Here is a 15,342-nt window from a genome sequence, read left to right as displayed (position 1 = left end):
TATACAAGATCAAAATGTATCCTTTTCTAAGGAGGGAAAAACGAATGTTTGAGATTGTCGTAATTGCACTGCTGCTGCTCATCACTGGACTTCTTTTACATATCAATAGCAAGCTCCCTGCTCGTGACCGGGTACAGGAAGCTTTGGAACGAGACCGCAATCGGAAGAAAAAGCAGGGAGTGGATGAAACATGAGTATAGATGCTGGGAGAGAGAAGTACATGCTGCGTAATATCGAGCGGGGAGAATCCGACGTATATTGGCCCTTGCGGCTCGAAGCGCTGCGGACCCATCCAGAAGCTTTTGGCGCATCCTACGAGTTGTCCAGTCAGCTGACTGTGAGTGAAGTGAAAGATCGCATACATAACGAGCCGGATGATTATATTCTGGGCGCATTTACACCTGATGGCATACTGGCTGGCATTATGGGATTCAAAAGGGAATATGGCCCAAAGCTCAGGCATAAAGGATTCATCTGGGGTGTATATGTATCGCCTGCTTATCGGGGTGAAGGGCTGGCTTCCCGTTTATTATCGGAAGTGTTGGAGCGTGGAAGGCATCTCGAAGGGATCAAGCAGATTAATCTGAGTGTGGTTACTACGAATGCTGCTGCAAGACGGTTATATGAGCGTTACGGGTTTGAAGTGTACGGTATAGAGCGAAATGCGCTGGAAGTAAACGGTCAGGGGTACGATGAAGCACACATGACGTATTTTTACTAACTATCAGAGTTCAGACCAGAAGCAACGTAGAAAATAGATATATCTCAAAGAATGCAGTAAATAGATAAGGGGTGGCTGATGTTGCATCAGGTTATTCATGAAATCGACGGCGTTACGTTCGGGTTACGAGAAAAGCATGACTTCAGCTGGCTAACGCCCCTGGGCACAGTCTTCCGTGTATTTGACCAACAGGACTCGGGCAATCTTTCTTTTGGAATAGTCAGAGCAGACGGTAGAAAGCAATTTGTGAAGTATGCGGGGGCATCTACTATTCATGCCAGCAGTACTACGGGAAATCCAGCCGCAGCTTTACAGCAGCTGCAGTCTGCTGTCTCGATCTATGAAGACTTGGCACATGACAGCCTGATTCGATTAACGAACCATTTTGCCACAGATGAGGGATACGCTTGTGTATTTGATTGGGTCGAAGGAGAATGTCTGCATTCGCACTGGTCTTTCCCTCCACCAGCTAAATATGAAGATCCACGGTCGCCTTATGTTCAGTTCAGGAAGCTGCCGGTGGAGATGCGCATTCAAGCGATGGAGCGTATACTGGACTTTCATATCGAGGTGGAGCGCAAGGGTTATGTCGCTGTAGACTTTTACGATGGCAGTCTGATTTATGATTTTACGGCAGCGGAGATCCATATCTGTGACATTGATCTGTATCACAAAGGCGCTTTTGTCAATACAATGGGGCGAATGTGGGGTTCATCCCGATTTATGTCTCCTGAGGAATTTCAGCTCGGGGCACCGGTTGATGCGATTACGAATGTGTTTAATATGGGAGCTATGGCATTTGCACTGCTTGGCGGAGAACTGGATCGTTCGCGTGAGCGTTGGGATGCCGGGCAAGCATTGTATGAGGTGGTCACACGCGCGGTGAATCCCGACCGATCCCAGCGTTACAACGCTGTGACAGAGTTTGCTTTAGCCTGGAGAGAGGCAGTTGCGCAATGATGCAATAACACATTCGTAACTTTACAGTCAATCCCGTATAATGGAAATGATGAGGAGGTGATGACGATGTGCCGGTATGCTATGTCTGGACCTTATAAAGAAATATATGCTTGTTTTAACTGCCGCAAGTCCTTCAAACAGGTTTCACCTTATGATTTGAGCCCGGAAGCGGCTGCAGGTATGGAATATAAGTGCCCGCAATGTGCGGAAGCCATGGTGAATATGGGGCATGATTTTCAGGCTCCCAAGCAAAAGGACATCAAGCAGTGGACAAAAGTCATAACACTGTATCGTCACGGTGTGACCTACCATAATTGCGGATGTGGAGCAGGATATCGTCCGGCTGATCTGCGAGGGGTGCCAGATTTCCTGGAAATGCAAGCAGTGGGTCAGAGAAGTGAAGGAGAGAAGCTGCTCTACAGATTATTGAATTAGGAGAAAATTATAGCTATGATTCGTTCGTTCATACAAAAAGACCTGCAATATGTCATTGAAGCGCATATCCGTATTTATCGGGACGAGTATAATTATGATGATAGCTTTGCAGTCTTTATCTCTGATGCGGTGCAGACCTTCGCCCATACGGGAGATTTTACAAGAGAGATGTTATGGATTGTGGAGCTGAATCATAGGCCGTATGGGTCGATTGGGCTGACACGTGTAAACGATTCGACTGCTCAGCTGCGGTGGTTCCTGCTTGAACCTGAAGTTCGAGGTGCAGGCTGGGGAAGAAGGCTTATTGAACACGTGATTGCGTATGCGACTCAGCGGGGATACCGTTCTATTTTATTGTGGACCAACCAATCGCTGCTTGATGCAAGGAAACTATATGAATTGTACGGCTTTGAAATCAAAGAGATTCGAACGCAACTATTATCCGATCAGGAATTGACGGAGGAGCGATGGGAGCTTGATCTGAGGCCGGGATGAAGTGATGGCGGAACCTGTGTTTGGAGGTGTGACCATAAAGACAGAGCCTGTGTATGCTAAGAACACAATTGCTTGTGTTTGTTTTCAGGGCATGTGGCGATGGTACGTCACCGAGCGGGAATACTGGTTTCTGAATGTAGAGATGGAAGAACGGTTTGACATCCAGGTGTTGAACGAGGATACGGCCAAAGCTTTTCTGGAGGCGATTCAAGAGGAACAGGTGAGCACGGCAGAGCTGAGAAGTGAGCTGCAGCATTTTCGTGGAACGCATCCCGAGGGTGACGAATGGCTCAAATATGTGCCGTCTTTCCTTGTCAATTTTGATCAAAAGCTGTTCTTCTCCATGTTCCCTGAACCTGCATCCTATGAGCATTACATGCCTGAGGGATGGACGGGGAGTTACTCGGATTTTCTGGAGCGGGTTCCGGAGACGGAACGTTATTGGGAGGCACAAGGCAAGTCTCTATTTGAAGAAAGCTTTTCTTAACGGGGGGATTTCGACGAAATGCAAATGGCTCATGATGAGCTTACTATCGTTATGTACAGCGTTAGCTTTATCAGCATGTGCAGTTCCGGCAGATCATCGTTCCGTGGCAGATACCATTAAACAGATCAGACAATATAAAACGAATTCAGATCAGGTTAGTTAACTTCATTGATTTAATCTTCACCTCCAGTCAGCATGAGCAGTAATGGACGGTTCCCGGAACCGAAAGAATACGTTATAGAGGTGACATCCTTGACGAAAAAAATTGCTTTTTTTGATTCAGGCATCGGCGGGCTAACGGTACTGCACAAGGCATTACAGCAGTTTCCCGAAGAGTCCTATATATATTATGCAGATACCCTCCATGTACCTTATGGAACGAAGTCTGCAGACGAGGTACGTGGTTATATTCTGGGCTGCATTGAGGCTATTGCAAGGCAAAACGTAGAAGCGATCGTAATCGCATGTAATACAGCAACCAGCCTGGCCGTCAGTGAGCTGCGTTCCCGATACGACATCCCTATCATTGGCATGGAGCCAGCTGTGAAGCCGGCTGTAGAGATGAACCGGGATAACGGCAAACGAGTGCTGGTATTTGCCACAGCTTTGACACTGAGCCAGTCAAAGTATAACGAGCTGGTATCCCGTGTGGATGATGAGCATCGGGTTGATTCGCTTGCGCTTCCTGAGCTCGTAGAGTGGTGCGAACAGCTGCAGTTTGATCCGGTCACCATCGCAGCGTACTTTCGTTCCAAGCTATCCCGTCTGGATATGGAGCAATATGGAACAGTGGTGATGGGCTGTACACATTACCCGTTCTTCTCTTCGATTTTGCGCGGGGTGCTGCCGGATCATGTTCAGATTGTAGATGGAAGTGCCGGCACGGTGAATCATTTGAAGCAGAGGCTCGTACTCCAGACTCTTCGGCATGACACCGGCGGGGGAATAGGGAAGCAGGAAGATGTGACCTTTCTTAGTTCATCGGGCCGAATAGAAGATCAGCGTAAAATGCGTATTGCACTCCACTATCTAAAGGAAAATTCATTGTAGCTCAGACAACAGGAGGTGTTGTACATGGAGTCCATTTATCTGATTCGTCACGCCAAAGCCGAAGGACAGGAGCCATATGCCAGCCTGACAGACGAGGGGTACAGACAGGCTGAGAAGCTGGCAGAGCTGTTGTCCAGTCATGGAATTTCTTATATTGTATCCAGTCCGTGGAAAAGAGCGGTGCAGACGGCCGTTCCTTTAGGAGCAGCCATTCAGCAGCATATCCATACGGACGAACGCTTGCAGGAGCGTGTACTCAGTACCGTGGATCTGCCGGACTGGATGGAGGTGCTGAAACGTACATATGATGATATTGATTGGGTGGCAGAAGGCGGAGAGTCTTCAAGAGTCGCAGCTCGCAGGGGTCTGGCTGTGCTGGAGGAATGCTGGAACAGACCGGAGTCGCATGGCGCGGTTGTCACACATGGCAACCTGTTATCGTTAATTATACGTCAGTATGTTCCGTCTTTTGGTTACCCCGAATGGGCCAAGCTGTCCAACCCGGATGTATATGTTTTGAGACGGGAGCAGGAGCATACGGATGCGGGAAAAAGCAAAGAGGGCAAGCCTGTGTTCAACATCCGCAGACTCTGGCCGGATTAATACCCTCAAAAAAGAGCGTTCGGCTTCAGGTTCTCAGGTTCGTTCAGCCAGAACACTCTATTTGAATTAGAAGGAAAAACTTACTGCATGAATATGAGGGAAGACCTTCTGCATGGTTACAATGCAGCAAAGAGCAATGTGATCCAACCGGCAAGGAAGGCTACGCCACCCAAGGGTGTGACAGCTCCCCACTTGCGTACACCTGTAATGCTAAGGGTATAGAGACTGCCGGAGAAGAGTAGAATCCCTGTAAACAACAGCCAACCTGCGGTGAGTACAAGTGATGAAGAAGGCAGTTTCTCTGCGAACAGTCCGAGCAGGATGATGCCAAGTCCGTGGGCAATATGGTATTGCACACCGGTTTCATAGATTTTAATCATATCAGCCGATAACTTGCGTTTGAGCGCGTGTGCCCCGAAGGCACCCAGTGCAACAGCCAGAAACATCATCACACTGCCGAGAATAACGAGAGTTTGCATTTTGTTTCGCTCCTTTTCAATATCTACAGCTTGCGTAATTGAATCTGCTGTATCGAGTGATCGGCTTCTTTTTTCAGAATGAGCCGGGCTCTGCCTTTGGTTGGCATAATGTTTTCATGCAGGTTTTTGGCATTGATTTCCTGCCAGATTTGATTCGCTGTTTCAACCGTTTCCTCTTCATTAATATTGGCGAATCGCTGGTGGAAGAAGGAATCCTTATTCTGGAAGGCTGTCTGGCGAAGCAGCTTGAAGCGTTCCACATACCAGTGCCGAATATGTTCTTCTTCTGCATCAATGTAGATGGAGAAGTCAAAGAAATCACTTACCAGTAAAGGGGTCTCCCGTTTCACCTGCAACACGTTGATGCCTTCAATGATCAGGATGTCTGGCTGGCATATCAGCTGCTCCTGTCCCTGGATGACATCGTAAGCCAGATGGGAATAGACCGGAGCTTTGACTTCCGGCTTGCCGGATTTGACATCTCCCATAAATTGAATGAGTGACTTGATATCATAGCTTTCCGGGAAACCCTTGCGGTTCATAATGCCCTTCTCTTGCAGCACCGCATTCGGATATAGAAAGCCGTCCGTGGTGACGAGATCAACTTTGGGGCTGCTCCTGCCTCTGGCGAGAAGAGCTTGAAGCAAGCGGGCTGCTGTGCTTTTTCCCACGGCAACACTGCCCCCGATCCCGATAATGTAGGGGGGGTGAAGGGCTTCCTTTTTCATAAAAGAGGCGGTTAACCGATCAAGCTCCCGCGAAGCTCTGGCATATAAGTCAATGAAGTGGGTAAGTGGCAGATAAACATCCTCCACTTCCTGTATGGACACTTCTTCGTTCAAGCCCTTTAACTGTTCTAGCTCAGCTTCCGTCAGCGGAAGAGTAACCTGATGCTCTTTGAGTCCAGCCCATTCCTTGCGGTCAAACTCGATGTAAGGTGAGTATAAATTCATGAGATCCCGCTTTCTGTATGTAATGTAATCGGTGACACAATCATTAGTGTACCAAATTTCAGGAAACTGACAACACCTTTACAACCTCTGTTTCATTTGAGACGTGATGAGTCCACAGTATTAAGCTGTTTAGAAGTGGGGTAAAAGCAGCTTATAGGAAAGTGTAACCCAATTAATGTAAAAGTCAACGTATACCATGCGGAAGGGTGACAGCAAATGATCGTATATGAGAGAGAGCATGATTTTGTTTTGACCGCACAGCATGAACATGGAGTGGCTGCTGGAGATATGGCTGCTCACTGGAAAACAGAGTGGCTTCCACCTGGCTCGCACCGGGATGAACTGATTTTGGCTGCGAAGGAGCATGATCGGGGCTGGATAGAGCTGGACGCTGCGCCATTATGGAATGATTACAGTCAGGTTCCGTACTCTTTCCGTGATTTTCCACTGCGTCCACGTTTTGTATTCTATCGCAAGGGGATTGAGGAAGTGAGACAGCACAATGCGTATGCGGGACTGCTGTGCAGCTTGATGTATACAGAGTTGTTTCAAAAAACGCTGGGTGCCAATCCTCAGGATGATGAGGATATTCGGCAGTATCTGCTCGAAGAACAGCAGCAACAGGACAAATGGAAGCGGGAGCTTGGCGGTGATGCAGCAGCCCTGGAGCAGCGGCTGAAGAATGATGTCGAGACGATGCTGTTCTGTGACCAGCTGAGTCTGTTCTTATGTATGGAGGAGCCGGGTACACCTGCATCGCGTTATGATTTTTTCGCAGATGGACTCAGCTGTGCTTTCGACCATTGTATCAGCCCAACCGTTAAAGCTGAATGGATATCAGGAGAGAAGGTAGGCCTTTCTTTTTTTCCGTTTAATGAAGAGTTTGAAGTAACTATGTCTTACAAAGCAGTGCCCAAAGCCAGTATCCGCAAATTCGGGATGCTACAGGCTTATCGTCGGGCCGATTGGAAAAAACGCCGGGTGGTCATCACTGCGTTAACATAAAAGAATGTGCTGTTGAATATTGCAATTGGAAGCATATTGCAACGAGGATAACAAGATATCAAGGCCACCCAGACGGGCTCCGATGTTAACGGGCGTCCGTCTTTGATATGCACGCATGTGCTGCTGTCTGATGTTCATGTTAAATAGGGTTTAACCCAGACTGTATAGCAGGAATATACATATGATCTCCAGAAATCATATGGGAGGTGGAATGCAATTGGATGAGGAGAATGAAAATGAGCGTTAAGGTCGAGATGTATACGATGTCTATGATATGGAATCCGGATAGCGATCAGGTTCTGTTGATGAATAGACCAGACCGCAAAGGGTTTCCAGGATATATTGCACCTGGTGGCAAAGTAGAGTTTCCCGAAAGTATTGTGGATGGAGCCATACGTGAAGTTCGAGAAGAGACGGGACTTCAGGTGAAGCAGATCATGTATAAAGGACTGGATGAATTCTGCGACCCGGAGCAGGGCTTGAGATATATGGTGTTCAACTACCTGGTTACTTCTTATGAAGGCAAGCTCCTGGCAGACCCGCCGGAGGGAGAGCTGAAATGGGTATCCTTGCAAAAGGCACTGGAGCTGCCGATGCAGGACTGGTTTGCAGAGCGGTTTCCGCGCTTTTTTGAAGCAGGTACGTTTGAACGAAGTGTGGTCTGGGAAAAGTCGAGTGGGCAAACCCTGCAGGAGACGTTCAAGACCTACAACGATGAAGCTGTGAGGAAGTAGGCAGGATAACAACAGCTTGTACAAGGAAAAAGGGGATGAAACGGATGGGATATGAGCAGGCGCTGAGCGCATATATAGAAGCAACTAATACACATCAGTTTGATGAGGTAAGCAAGCTGCTTGCACCAAATGCACTGTATTGGTTCACAGGTACTTCCTGCACAACGCTCGCGGAAATACAAGCATATTTCGAGAAGGCCTGGGAGACAGTGAAGTACGAAGTGTATCGTGCAGAGGATGTGCAGTGGATTGCTGTGGACGAGCATCAGGCGGTATGCACCTATACGTATCACTGGGAAGGATATGTGCGTGGAGAATATGCTTCCGGACAAGGGCGTGCAACAAATGTGTTTGTCCAGAATGATGAAGGGGACTGGAAACTGGTTCATGAACATTTAAGTACGGGAAAATAAAAAGGTGAACATACATTATATAAGTTGAACTAAAGAATGTACACAATCCACTCCAATATGCTCATCAATCCAGACACATTAGTCCAATATCGTCCATCGCTCATGGCAAGTGGCAAGTGCAAGTCTGCCACCCTCTACCGCGAGCGCTAACGATCAGGAGAAGCCTTATTTCGGCATATTCGGGCTTGGGAAAATTCTAACGATCCCCAGAGACGCTATTGTGCCGAAATCAGCTTGATCAGGCTCATTTTTCAGGATTTCGAACGGAATAAGCTTCCTGGAGATCGTTAGAATTCAAATGTCCCCGATTCAGGGAAAATAAGCTCTATGGGGATCGTTAGCATTCCCTCTTCGACTTGAACAGCCTGCCAAGGCTGGTATCTTGCCCCATTACAACGCTCTTTGACGATCATGGATCGTTAAGCGGCATAATGTCGTTTCTTTAGTTCAATTTATATAGATAGATTAAACACCATCTTATAGTATCCATATCTATATATTTTGTTCCATATATTATGATATAATGGAGTTTGGTCTTTTTGAAGAGGGGTGTATAAGTGAGCATTGTATTTCGTGAAACACTGGATGGAGTAGAGCTTGAGCAGTTAAGCGGAGGTTTTTTCGACGGGTGGCCGAATCCGCCTTCTACTTCAACGTTTTATAAAATGCTGGAGCAGTCGTACGCGATTGAGCTGGCTGTTGATGAACAAACCGGGAATGTTGTTGGTTTTATTCAAGCCATCTCTGACGGCGTACTCAGTGCTTATATTCCACTTCTGGAAGTGTTACCCGAGTACAAAGCTCAAGGTATTGGAAGTACGCTTGTGCAGCGTATGCTTGAGCGGCTTCAGGGACTTTATATGATTGATCTTCTGTGTGACCCGGAAGTACAGACCTTTTATGAAAGACAAGCTATGCAGAGAGCAACGGGCATGTGCATTCGTCATTATTCCAATCAAGCAGGACGCATTGACAGTAGACAGAGTGACTAACATAGATTGTGGGACAGCAGAAACATGACGCATGAAACATATAGAACCGAGCTGATTTGGGAAAGAAGATTTGTAGATTTGCCATACATAGGCTTCTGCAAAAGGCATGAAAAAGTATAATCTGGTTGATGAAAAGGTGGGGATTGGCATGAATTTGTCGTTCCGGATTTTGGACTGGGATGAAGAGAAACCTTATGAACTCTTGCTGATGGCAGACCCTTCAAAAACGATCGTGGATGAATATCTGAGCAGAGGGGTTTGTTTTATCGCGGAGTATGAAGGAGAGATGGTGGGAGAGTTTGTGCTTCTCAAGACTCGTCCCGAGACTGCTGAGATTGTGAACATCGCCGTACAGGAGGAACTGCAGGGGCAGGGTGTAGGTAAACACATGATCAAGGAAGCGATGGAAGCTGCGAGAAGGCTGGGGTGCCGAATACTGGAGATCGGGACGGGTAATTCCAGTTTTCATCAGTTGAAATTATATCAGCGCTGCGGCTTCCGTATTACAGGTGTGGAGCGGGATTATTTTGTAACCCATTACGAGGAAGAAATTATCGAGAATGGTATTCGCTGTGTGGATATGATTCGCCTCGCTGTTGATCTGGATACCATAGGCGATGAGGACAAGAGATAGAGGGGCTTCAGGACAGCGAAAGTCCCTCAACCGGGGAGGCTCATGAAAGTGAACAAACATACGCATCTAGGTGTATATGGGCTGGCTAAGTGGCAGCAATCCTATCTTTTGATTCAGAAGGCGCGGGGTCCCTACGTTGGGAAATGGGATCTGCCGGGCGGCAGGATGGAATTCGGAGAGCAGCCAGAGGCCTCATTAATACGTGAATTTGAAGAGGAAACGGGTCTTGTTCCATCGAAGGTTTCCGTTTCTTCTTCCCAATCCACTGTATTGCAGTGGGAGATTCAGGGCGAACCCGAGGAAGTGCATCATATCGGTATTTTATACCATGTGATTAGTCTTCAAGGTAATCAGCTGCAGCAGATCAAAAGAGTGGCTGACGGGCATGATTCGCTCGGTGCAGAATGGTTTACATCGGATCAAATCAAGGATATGGAACTAACGCCCTTTGCAAAATACATGATTGATCTTTGTTCATCGTAAGGAGCGTCATAGAGAACTGAAAAACGAAAGCAAGGCTAATGGATCAAAGCCGCCGGAGATTTGCATTCGGTCGGCTTAGTTCTGCTGCATATTGCCTTGTCCAAAGTTGTCAAGAGAGCAATCCATTTCCCTGTTGAATAATATGCCCATTGGTTAATGTTATAATGGACGGTTTGTTTTTGTGCAGAATGGACCACAATTGTAAAAAAGAGGTTTAAACGGAATTCAGGTCTTGACTATGATGTAATTCTGCGTTCGCGTTTTCAGTTAAAATCGTGTAAATGACTCGATTCATCTAATTTATGCATCAATTGGACTAAAAATAGGAAATGCTCCTGAGCGAAAAAGTTTATAGAATAGATATTAGAACACGGGCTTTGCTAAATTCAGGGAAGCACGTATACCTTCGAACGGATCAGGACAGTATTCGACATCTGTGCGACGGTAGAAATAATCATTGTTTTACTTTGATTTTGAAAACGCAGACAAACCTTTGACGGGAGCGTCGGAACAACGTTATTACCACGAGCAGCACGACTATTGGACTTCATGAAAAATTTCGCTTAAAATGTTGAACGAACGCGAATTACAGCTTATTTAATGATTTCCGTCAAACCCTATGACAAAATCAAGACGGAGGGAACGTCGATGACGATCGAGAAAGGCAACATGAAACCCTGGGAGAGTTACTATGGTCCCAATATGGGATACGTGCAAGAACAATATGAATTATTCACCCAAGATCCGGGTGCAGTTACTCCGGCTTATCGGGAATTGTTTGAACAATGGGGCGCACCGCCGATGTCTGGCAAGGGTGCAGAGTCTCTTTCGAATTCCGGGAACGCCCAAACTGCTTCCGGAAGCGTAGATATCCAGCTATTACAGAAAGCGGTTACAGCGGGCAAGCTCGTATGGAATATCCGTACGTACGGCCATCTCGCTGCTGATATTGATCCGCTTGGAATCAGTGAAGCAACCGACACGTCCTTGCTGGAGCCAAAGCATTTTCAATTGAATGAGGAAGATTTGAAGGCACTACCTGCTTCCCTGATCTGGGAAGGGGCAGATGGTCAGACCACAACTGGCTGGGATGCGATTCAACGTCTTCGTCAGATTTATACAGGACCGATTGCTTACGAATTCAGCCACGTTCATGAGGTACAGGAGCGTGAATGGCTGAATCGTCGTGCGGAATCCCGTACATCACCGGCCCCGCTAACGCACAAGGAGCGTACAGCATTGCTGGAGCGTCTGGTTGAAGCGGAGCAGTTTGAGGATTTCCTGCACAAAACGTTTGTAGGTCAGAAGCGTTTCTCCATTGAAGGTAACGATGTGCTTGTACCGATGCTGGATGAGGCTGTTCGTCTGATGACAGAAGCCGGCTCAAGCCACATTCTGATGGGTATGGCTCACCGCGGGCGTCTGAACGTTCTTGCTCACGTGCTTGGCAAGCCATACAGTAAAATTTTCTCTGAATTCCATCATGCCCCGAACAAAGATTTGGTTCCATCCGAAGGTTCAACCGGAATCAATTATGGCTGGACAGGGGATGTCAAATATCATATGGGCGCCAACCGTTTTGTAAAAGACGGAGAGACAGTGCAGGCCCGCCTGACACTGGCTAACAACCCGAGCCATCTGGAGTATGTCAATCCTGTGGTGCAAGGTTTTGCGCGTGCGGCTCAGGATGATCGCCGTGAACCAGGTTATCCGAAGCAGGATGTAACCAAAGCAGCAACCATTCTGATGCACGGGGATGCGGCATTCCCAGGGGAAGGCATCGTGGCTGAAACGTTGAACTTCAAAGCATTGCCTGGATACCAGAATGGCGGAACCATTCACATTATCGTGAACAACCGTCTTGGTTTTACAACAGATAGCAGTGACTCACGTTCAACGTATTATGCAAGTGACCTTGCCAAAGGATACGAAATTCCGATTGTGCATGTGAATGCAGACAACCCGGATGCTTGTATTGCAGCAATCCGTATGGCTGCCGAATACCGTAATCGATTCAAAAAGGATTTCCTGATCGACCTGATCGGATATCGCCGTTATGGTCATAACGAGACAGATGATCCTGAAACGACACAACCGCTTGTTTACGACAAAGTGAAAAATCATCCGACGGTCAGCCACCTGTACCAGGAGGTGCTCAAGAAGGAAGCGGTCATCGATGATGCGTATATTGCAAACATTCGAGAAGGAGTAGCGAACCGACTGAAAGAAGCTTATGACCAGATGAAGAAAAATGAAGTACATGAATACTATCAACGCAACATCAGTGAGTCCCAGGCGGTTACCGTTATGCCGACTGCGGTTCCGCTGGAGCAGCTGCGCAGCATTAATGCAGATCTATTGAAATGGCCGGAGAACTTCAACGTTTATCCGAAATTGCAGCGGATTTTGCAGCGTCGCAGTACAGCTCTGAATGAAGGAGAAAAGGTAGACTGGAGCCTTGCGGAAACATTGGCATTCGCAACCATTCTGGCAGACGGCAAACCGATCCGTATCAGTGGTCAGGATGCAGAGCGCGCAACCTTTGCGCACCGTAACCTGGTGCTGCATGATGCGAAGAACGGTGACAAGTTCTGCCCGCTGCATCATCTGCCACAAGCGAAGGCATCCTTCGCGATCTATAACAGTCCGTTATCCGAAGAATCAGTTGTCGGATTCGAATATGGGTATAACGTATATTCACCAGATACACTTGTGATCTGGGAAGCGCAATTTGGTGATTTTGCAAACTGTGCTCAAGTAATCTTTGACCAGTTTGTATCGGCAGGCCGTGCAAAATGGTCTCAAAAATCAAGTCTGGTTATGCTGCTTCCTCACGCGAACGAAGGTCAGGGACCGGAGCATACCAGCGCGCGTCTGGAGCGTTTCCTGCAGCTGTGTGCTGAGGACAATATGACGGTGGTTAACCTGTCTAGTGCATCACAGTATTTCCACCTGCTGCGTCGTCAAGCTTCGTTAACGGAGACAGAAGATGCGCGTCCGCTTGTGATGATGTCACCAAAAAGTCTGATCCGTAACCCGCGTGTCGCGTCACCGGCTGTGGAATTCAGTGAAGGCAAATTCGAACTGGTGCTGGAGCAGCCGGGTCTTGGTACTAAACCGAATCAGGTAGAACGTATCATTCTCTGCAGCGGTAAAGTTGCGATTGATCTGGAAGATGCAATTGACAAGGACAAAGAAGCAGACTGGTCTTGGCTTCACATTATCCGCGTAGAGCAGCTCTATCCGTTTCCGGCAGAAGAGATCAAACGTGTACTCGCACGTTTCAGCAAATTGAAAGAGCTGGTGTGGGTACAGGAAGAGAACAAAAACATGGGCGCTTGGACGTACATGGAGCCTCGTCTCCGTGATATCGCACCTGAAGGTACTACCGTGAGATACGAAGGTCGTCCTGAACATGCAAGTCCTTCCAGCGGTTATCAGCTTGTGCATAGTATGGAGCAGCAATTGTTTATTGCAGCAGCGTTGAAACAAACGACGAAGAATAATATTCCACTGGGGAGGTAACAGCTGTGAGTGAAATTAAAGTACCTGCAATGGGTGAGTCAATAACGGAGGGAACGGTATCCAGATGGATGGTCAAAGAAGGAGATACCGTTAACCAGGGTGATGTTCTGCTTGAGCTCGAGACAGATAAAGTCAACATTGAGATCAGTGCTGAAGAGAGCGGTGTACTTGAGAAAATCATTCGTCAGGAAGGCGAGACCGTTGAGATCGGTGAAACGATCGGTACTCTTTCAGCTGGAACAGGAGGAGGCAGCGCTCCGGCTGCTTCCGAGCCGGCAGCGGCTGAGTCCAAACCTGCTGCCCCTGAGGCTCCTGCAGCTGCACCAACACCAGTGCCTGCGCCGCCTGAGTCTTCGGATAGCACCAAAACAGCTTCTCCTTCTGCTCGCAAGCTGGCTCGTGAGCGTGGAATCGAGCTGGATCAGGTGCAAAGCAAAGACCCTATCGGGCGTGTATATCAGGAAGATGTTAAAAGTCATGGCAGTCAGCCTTCCGCTCCAGCGGCACCGGCTGCATCGAAAGCTCCGGCTGCAGCACCTTCGGCTCCAGCGGCAGGTGGCTCTACATTTACCAAGCCGGTAGAGCGTCAACGTATGTCTCGCCGCCGTGCGACGATTGCGAAACGTTTGGTTGAAGCGCAACAGACGGCAGCGATGCTGACCACCTTCAATGAGGTTGATATGACAGCGATCATGGACGTTCGTAAACGCCGTAAGGACAAGTTCAAAGAGAAGCATGACATCAATCTTGGATTCATGTCGTTCTTTACCAAAGCGGTAGTTGGCGCACTGAAAAAGTTCCCTACGATTAATGCCGAGATTGATGGCGAAGACGTAGTATTGAAAAAGTTCTACGATATCGGAATTGCTGTATCAGCCAAAGAAGGTTTGGTCGTGCCTGTTGTGCGTGATGCCGACCGTCTGGGCTTTGCCGAGATCGAAAGAAGCATTGCTGATCTTGCTTCCAAGGCTCGTTCCAACACGCTTGCTTTGTCTGACCTGCAAGGTGGAACGTTTACCATTACAAATGGCGGGACCTTCGGCTCCCTGCTGTCCACACCGATTCTGAATACGCCGCAAGTAGGTATTCTCGGTATGCACAAAATTCAGCTTCGCCCGGTAGCGATTGATGCTGAACGAATGGAAAACCGTCCAATGATGTATATTGCCCTGTCATATGATCATCGGATCATTGATGGAAGCGAAGCGGTTCGATTCCTGGTAACGGTAAAAGAACTGCTTGAAGATCCGGAATCCTTGCTGATCGAAGGTTAATGAGTTTCAATGTCTGCAACGGACTTTATTTCATTCCTATGAGATTTGAGATTCCGCAATAGAATGATAAAATCCCCTGAACGGGCACAGTACGGACTG

Annotated in this window: 18 protein-coding genes; 16 read left to right on the top strand and 2 right to left on the bottom strand. The window is 47.8% G+C overall.

The window, feature by feature from the left end:
* The first annotated feature begins 44 nt into the window (after positions 1-44).
* The 8 genes from IEW26_RS11350 to IEW26_RS11315 all read left to right on the top strand — a co-directional run bounded on the left by IEW26_RS11350 (position 45) and on the right by IEW26_RS11315 (position 4,751).
* Positions 45-194 (top strand): hypothetical protein, encoded by a 150-nt coding sequence (locus IEW26_RS11350; RefSeq protein WP_188592490.1) that lies wholly within the window; start codon positions 45-47, stop codon positions 192-194.
* Entirely contained in the window at positions 191-721 is a 531-nt protein-coding gene (locus IEW26_RS11345) for a GNAT family N-acetyltransferase (protein WP_188592489.1), read from the top strand. The genes IEW26_RS11350 and IEW26_RS11345 overlap by 4 nt, the downstream gene beginning before the upstream one ends.
* A gap of 78 nt (positions 722-799) precedes the next feature.
* Entirely contained in the window at positions 800-1,681 is an 882-nt protein-coding gene (locus IEW26_RS11340; protein ID WP_145403142.1) for a serine/threonine-protein kinase, read from the top strand.
* A 66-nt stretch (positions 1,682-1,747) separates the two neighbouring features.
* Positions 1,748-2,116, top strand: coding sequence for a hypothetical protein (locus IEW26_RS11335; protein WP_188592488.1), 369 nt, complete (start codon positions 1,748-1,750; stop codon positions 2,114-2,116).
* Positions 2,117-2,131: 15 nt separating this feature from the next.
* Positions 2,132-2,611: a GNAT family N-acetyltransferase gene (locus IEW26_RS11330; RefSeq protein WP_188592487.1), complete on the top strand. Its 480-nt coding sequence runs from the start codon at positions 2,132-2,134 to the stop codon at positions 2,609-2,611.
* Between the two features lie 4 nt (positions 2,612-2,615).
* On the top strand, positions 2,616-3,098 hold the full coding sequence (locus IEW26_RS11325) for a hypothetical protein (RefSeq protein ID WP_229729807.1): 483 nt from the start codon (positions 2,616-2,618) through the stop codon (positions 3,096-3,098).
* A 252-nt stretch (positions 3,099-3,350) separates the two neighbouring features.
* Positions 3,351-4,148 (top strand): glutamate racemase, encoded by a 798-nt coding sequence (gene murI, locus IEW26_RS11320; protein ID WP_229729806.1) that lies wholly within the window; start codon positions 3,351-3,353, stop codon positions 4,146-4,148.
* Between the two features lie 24 nt (positions 4,149-4,172).
* Complete coding sequence (locus IEW26_RS11315) at positions 4,173-4,751, top strand: histidine phosphatase family protein (RefSeq protein ID WP_188592485.1); 579 nt, start codon at positions 4,173-4,175, stop codon at positions 4,749-4,751.
* A gap of 116 nt (positions 4,752-4,867) precedes the next feature.
* Here the strand turns inward: IEW26_RS11315 and IEW26_RS11310 are convergent, their stop codons facing one another.
* Both IEW26_RS11310 and coaA read right to left on the bottom strand, forming a co-directional pair.
* Positions 4,868-5,230, bottom strand: a complete 363-nt coding sequence (locus IEW26_RS11310; protein WP_111272386.1) for a DUF423 domain-containing protein — start codon at positions 5,228-5,230, stop codon at positions 4,868-4,870.
* Positions 5,231-5,253: 23 nt separating this feature from the next.
* Complete coding sequence (gene coaA / locus IEW26_RS11305; RefSeq protein WP_188592484.1) at positions 5,254-6,183, bottom strand: type I pantothenate kinase; 930 nt, start codon at positions 6,181-6,183, stop codon at positions 5,254-5,256.
* A 216-nt stretch (positions 6,184-6,399) separates the two neighbouring features.
* Between coaA and IEW26_RS11300 the strand changes: the two genes are divergently transcribed.
* The 8 genes from IEW26_RS11300 (at position 6,400) to odhB (ending at position 15,243) form a co-directional block, all read left to right on the top strand.
* Complete coding sequence (locus IEW26_RS11300; RefSeq protein WP_188592483.1) at positions 6,400-7,188, top strand: DUF3891 family protein; 789 nt, start codon at positions 6,400-6,402, stop codon at positions 7,186-7,188.
* 230 nt (positions 7,189-7,418) lie between these two features.
* A complete protein-coding gene (locus tag IEW26_RS11295; protein ID WP_188592868.1) occupies positions 7,419-7,922 on the top strand; it encodes an 8-oxo-dGTP diphosphatase in 504 nt (167 codons plus the stop codon).
* 44 nt (positions 7,923-7,966) lie between these two features.
* The gene (locus IEW26_RS11290; RefSeq protein WP_188592482.1) at positions 7,967-8,335 is read left to right on the top strand and encodes a YybH family protein; all 369 of its coding nucleotides are present in this window, start codon (positions 7,967-7,969) and stop codon (positions 8,333-8,335) included.
* A 557-nt stretch (positions 8,336-8,892) separates the two neighbouring features.
* On the top strand, positions 8,893-9,327 hold the full coding sequence (locus tag IEW26_RS11285) for a GNAT family N-acetyltransferase (RefSeq protein WP_308423462.1): 435 nt from the start codon (positions 8,893-8,895) through the stop codon (positions 9,325-9,327).
* A gap of 148 nt (positions 9,328-9,475) precedes the next feature.
* Entirely contained in the window at positions 9,476-9,961 is a 486-nt protein-coding gene (locus tag IEW26_RS11280; RefSeq protein ID WP_111272380.1) for a GNAT family N-acetyltransferase, read from the top strand.
* Between the two features lie 48 nt (positions 9,962-10,009).
* Entirely contained in the window at positions 10,010-10,444 is a 435-nt protein-coding gene (locus tag IEW26_RS11275) for an NUDIX domain-containing protein (RefSeq protein WP_188592481.1), read from the top strand.
* Positions 10,445-11,092: 648 nt separating this feature from the next.
* Positions 11,093-13,969: a 2-oxoglutarate dehydrogenase E1 component gene (locus IEW26_RS11270; protein WP_188592480.1), complete on the top strand. Its 2,877-nt coding sequence runs from the start codon at positions 11,093-11,095 to the stop codon at positions 13,967-13,969.
* 5 nt (positions 13,970-13,974) lie between these two features.
* On the top strand, positions 13,975-15,243 hold the full coding sequence (odhB, locus tag IEW26_RS11265) for a 2-oxoglutarate dehydrogenase complex dihydrolipoyllysine-residue succinyltransferase (RefSeq protein ID WP_188592479.1): 1,269 nt from the start codon (positions 13,975-13,977) through the stop codon (positions 15,241-15,243).
* Positions 15,244-15,342: the final 99 nt, after the last annotated feature.

It is taken from the genome of Paenibacillus silvae (assembly GCF_014639235.1).
Taxonomy (GTDB): domain Bacteria; phylum Bacillota; class Bacilli; order Paenibacillales; family Paenibacillaceae; genus Paenibacillus; species Paenibacillus silvae.
Note: the sequence above shows the minus strand (reverse complement) of the source record. Positions and strands in the feature narration are given on the sequence as shown.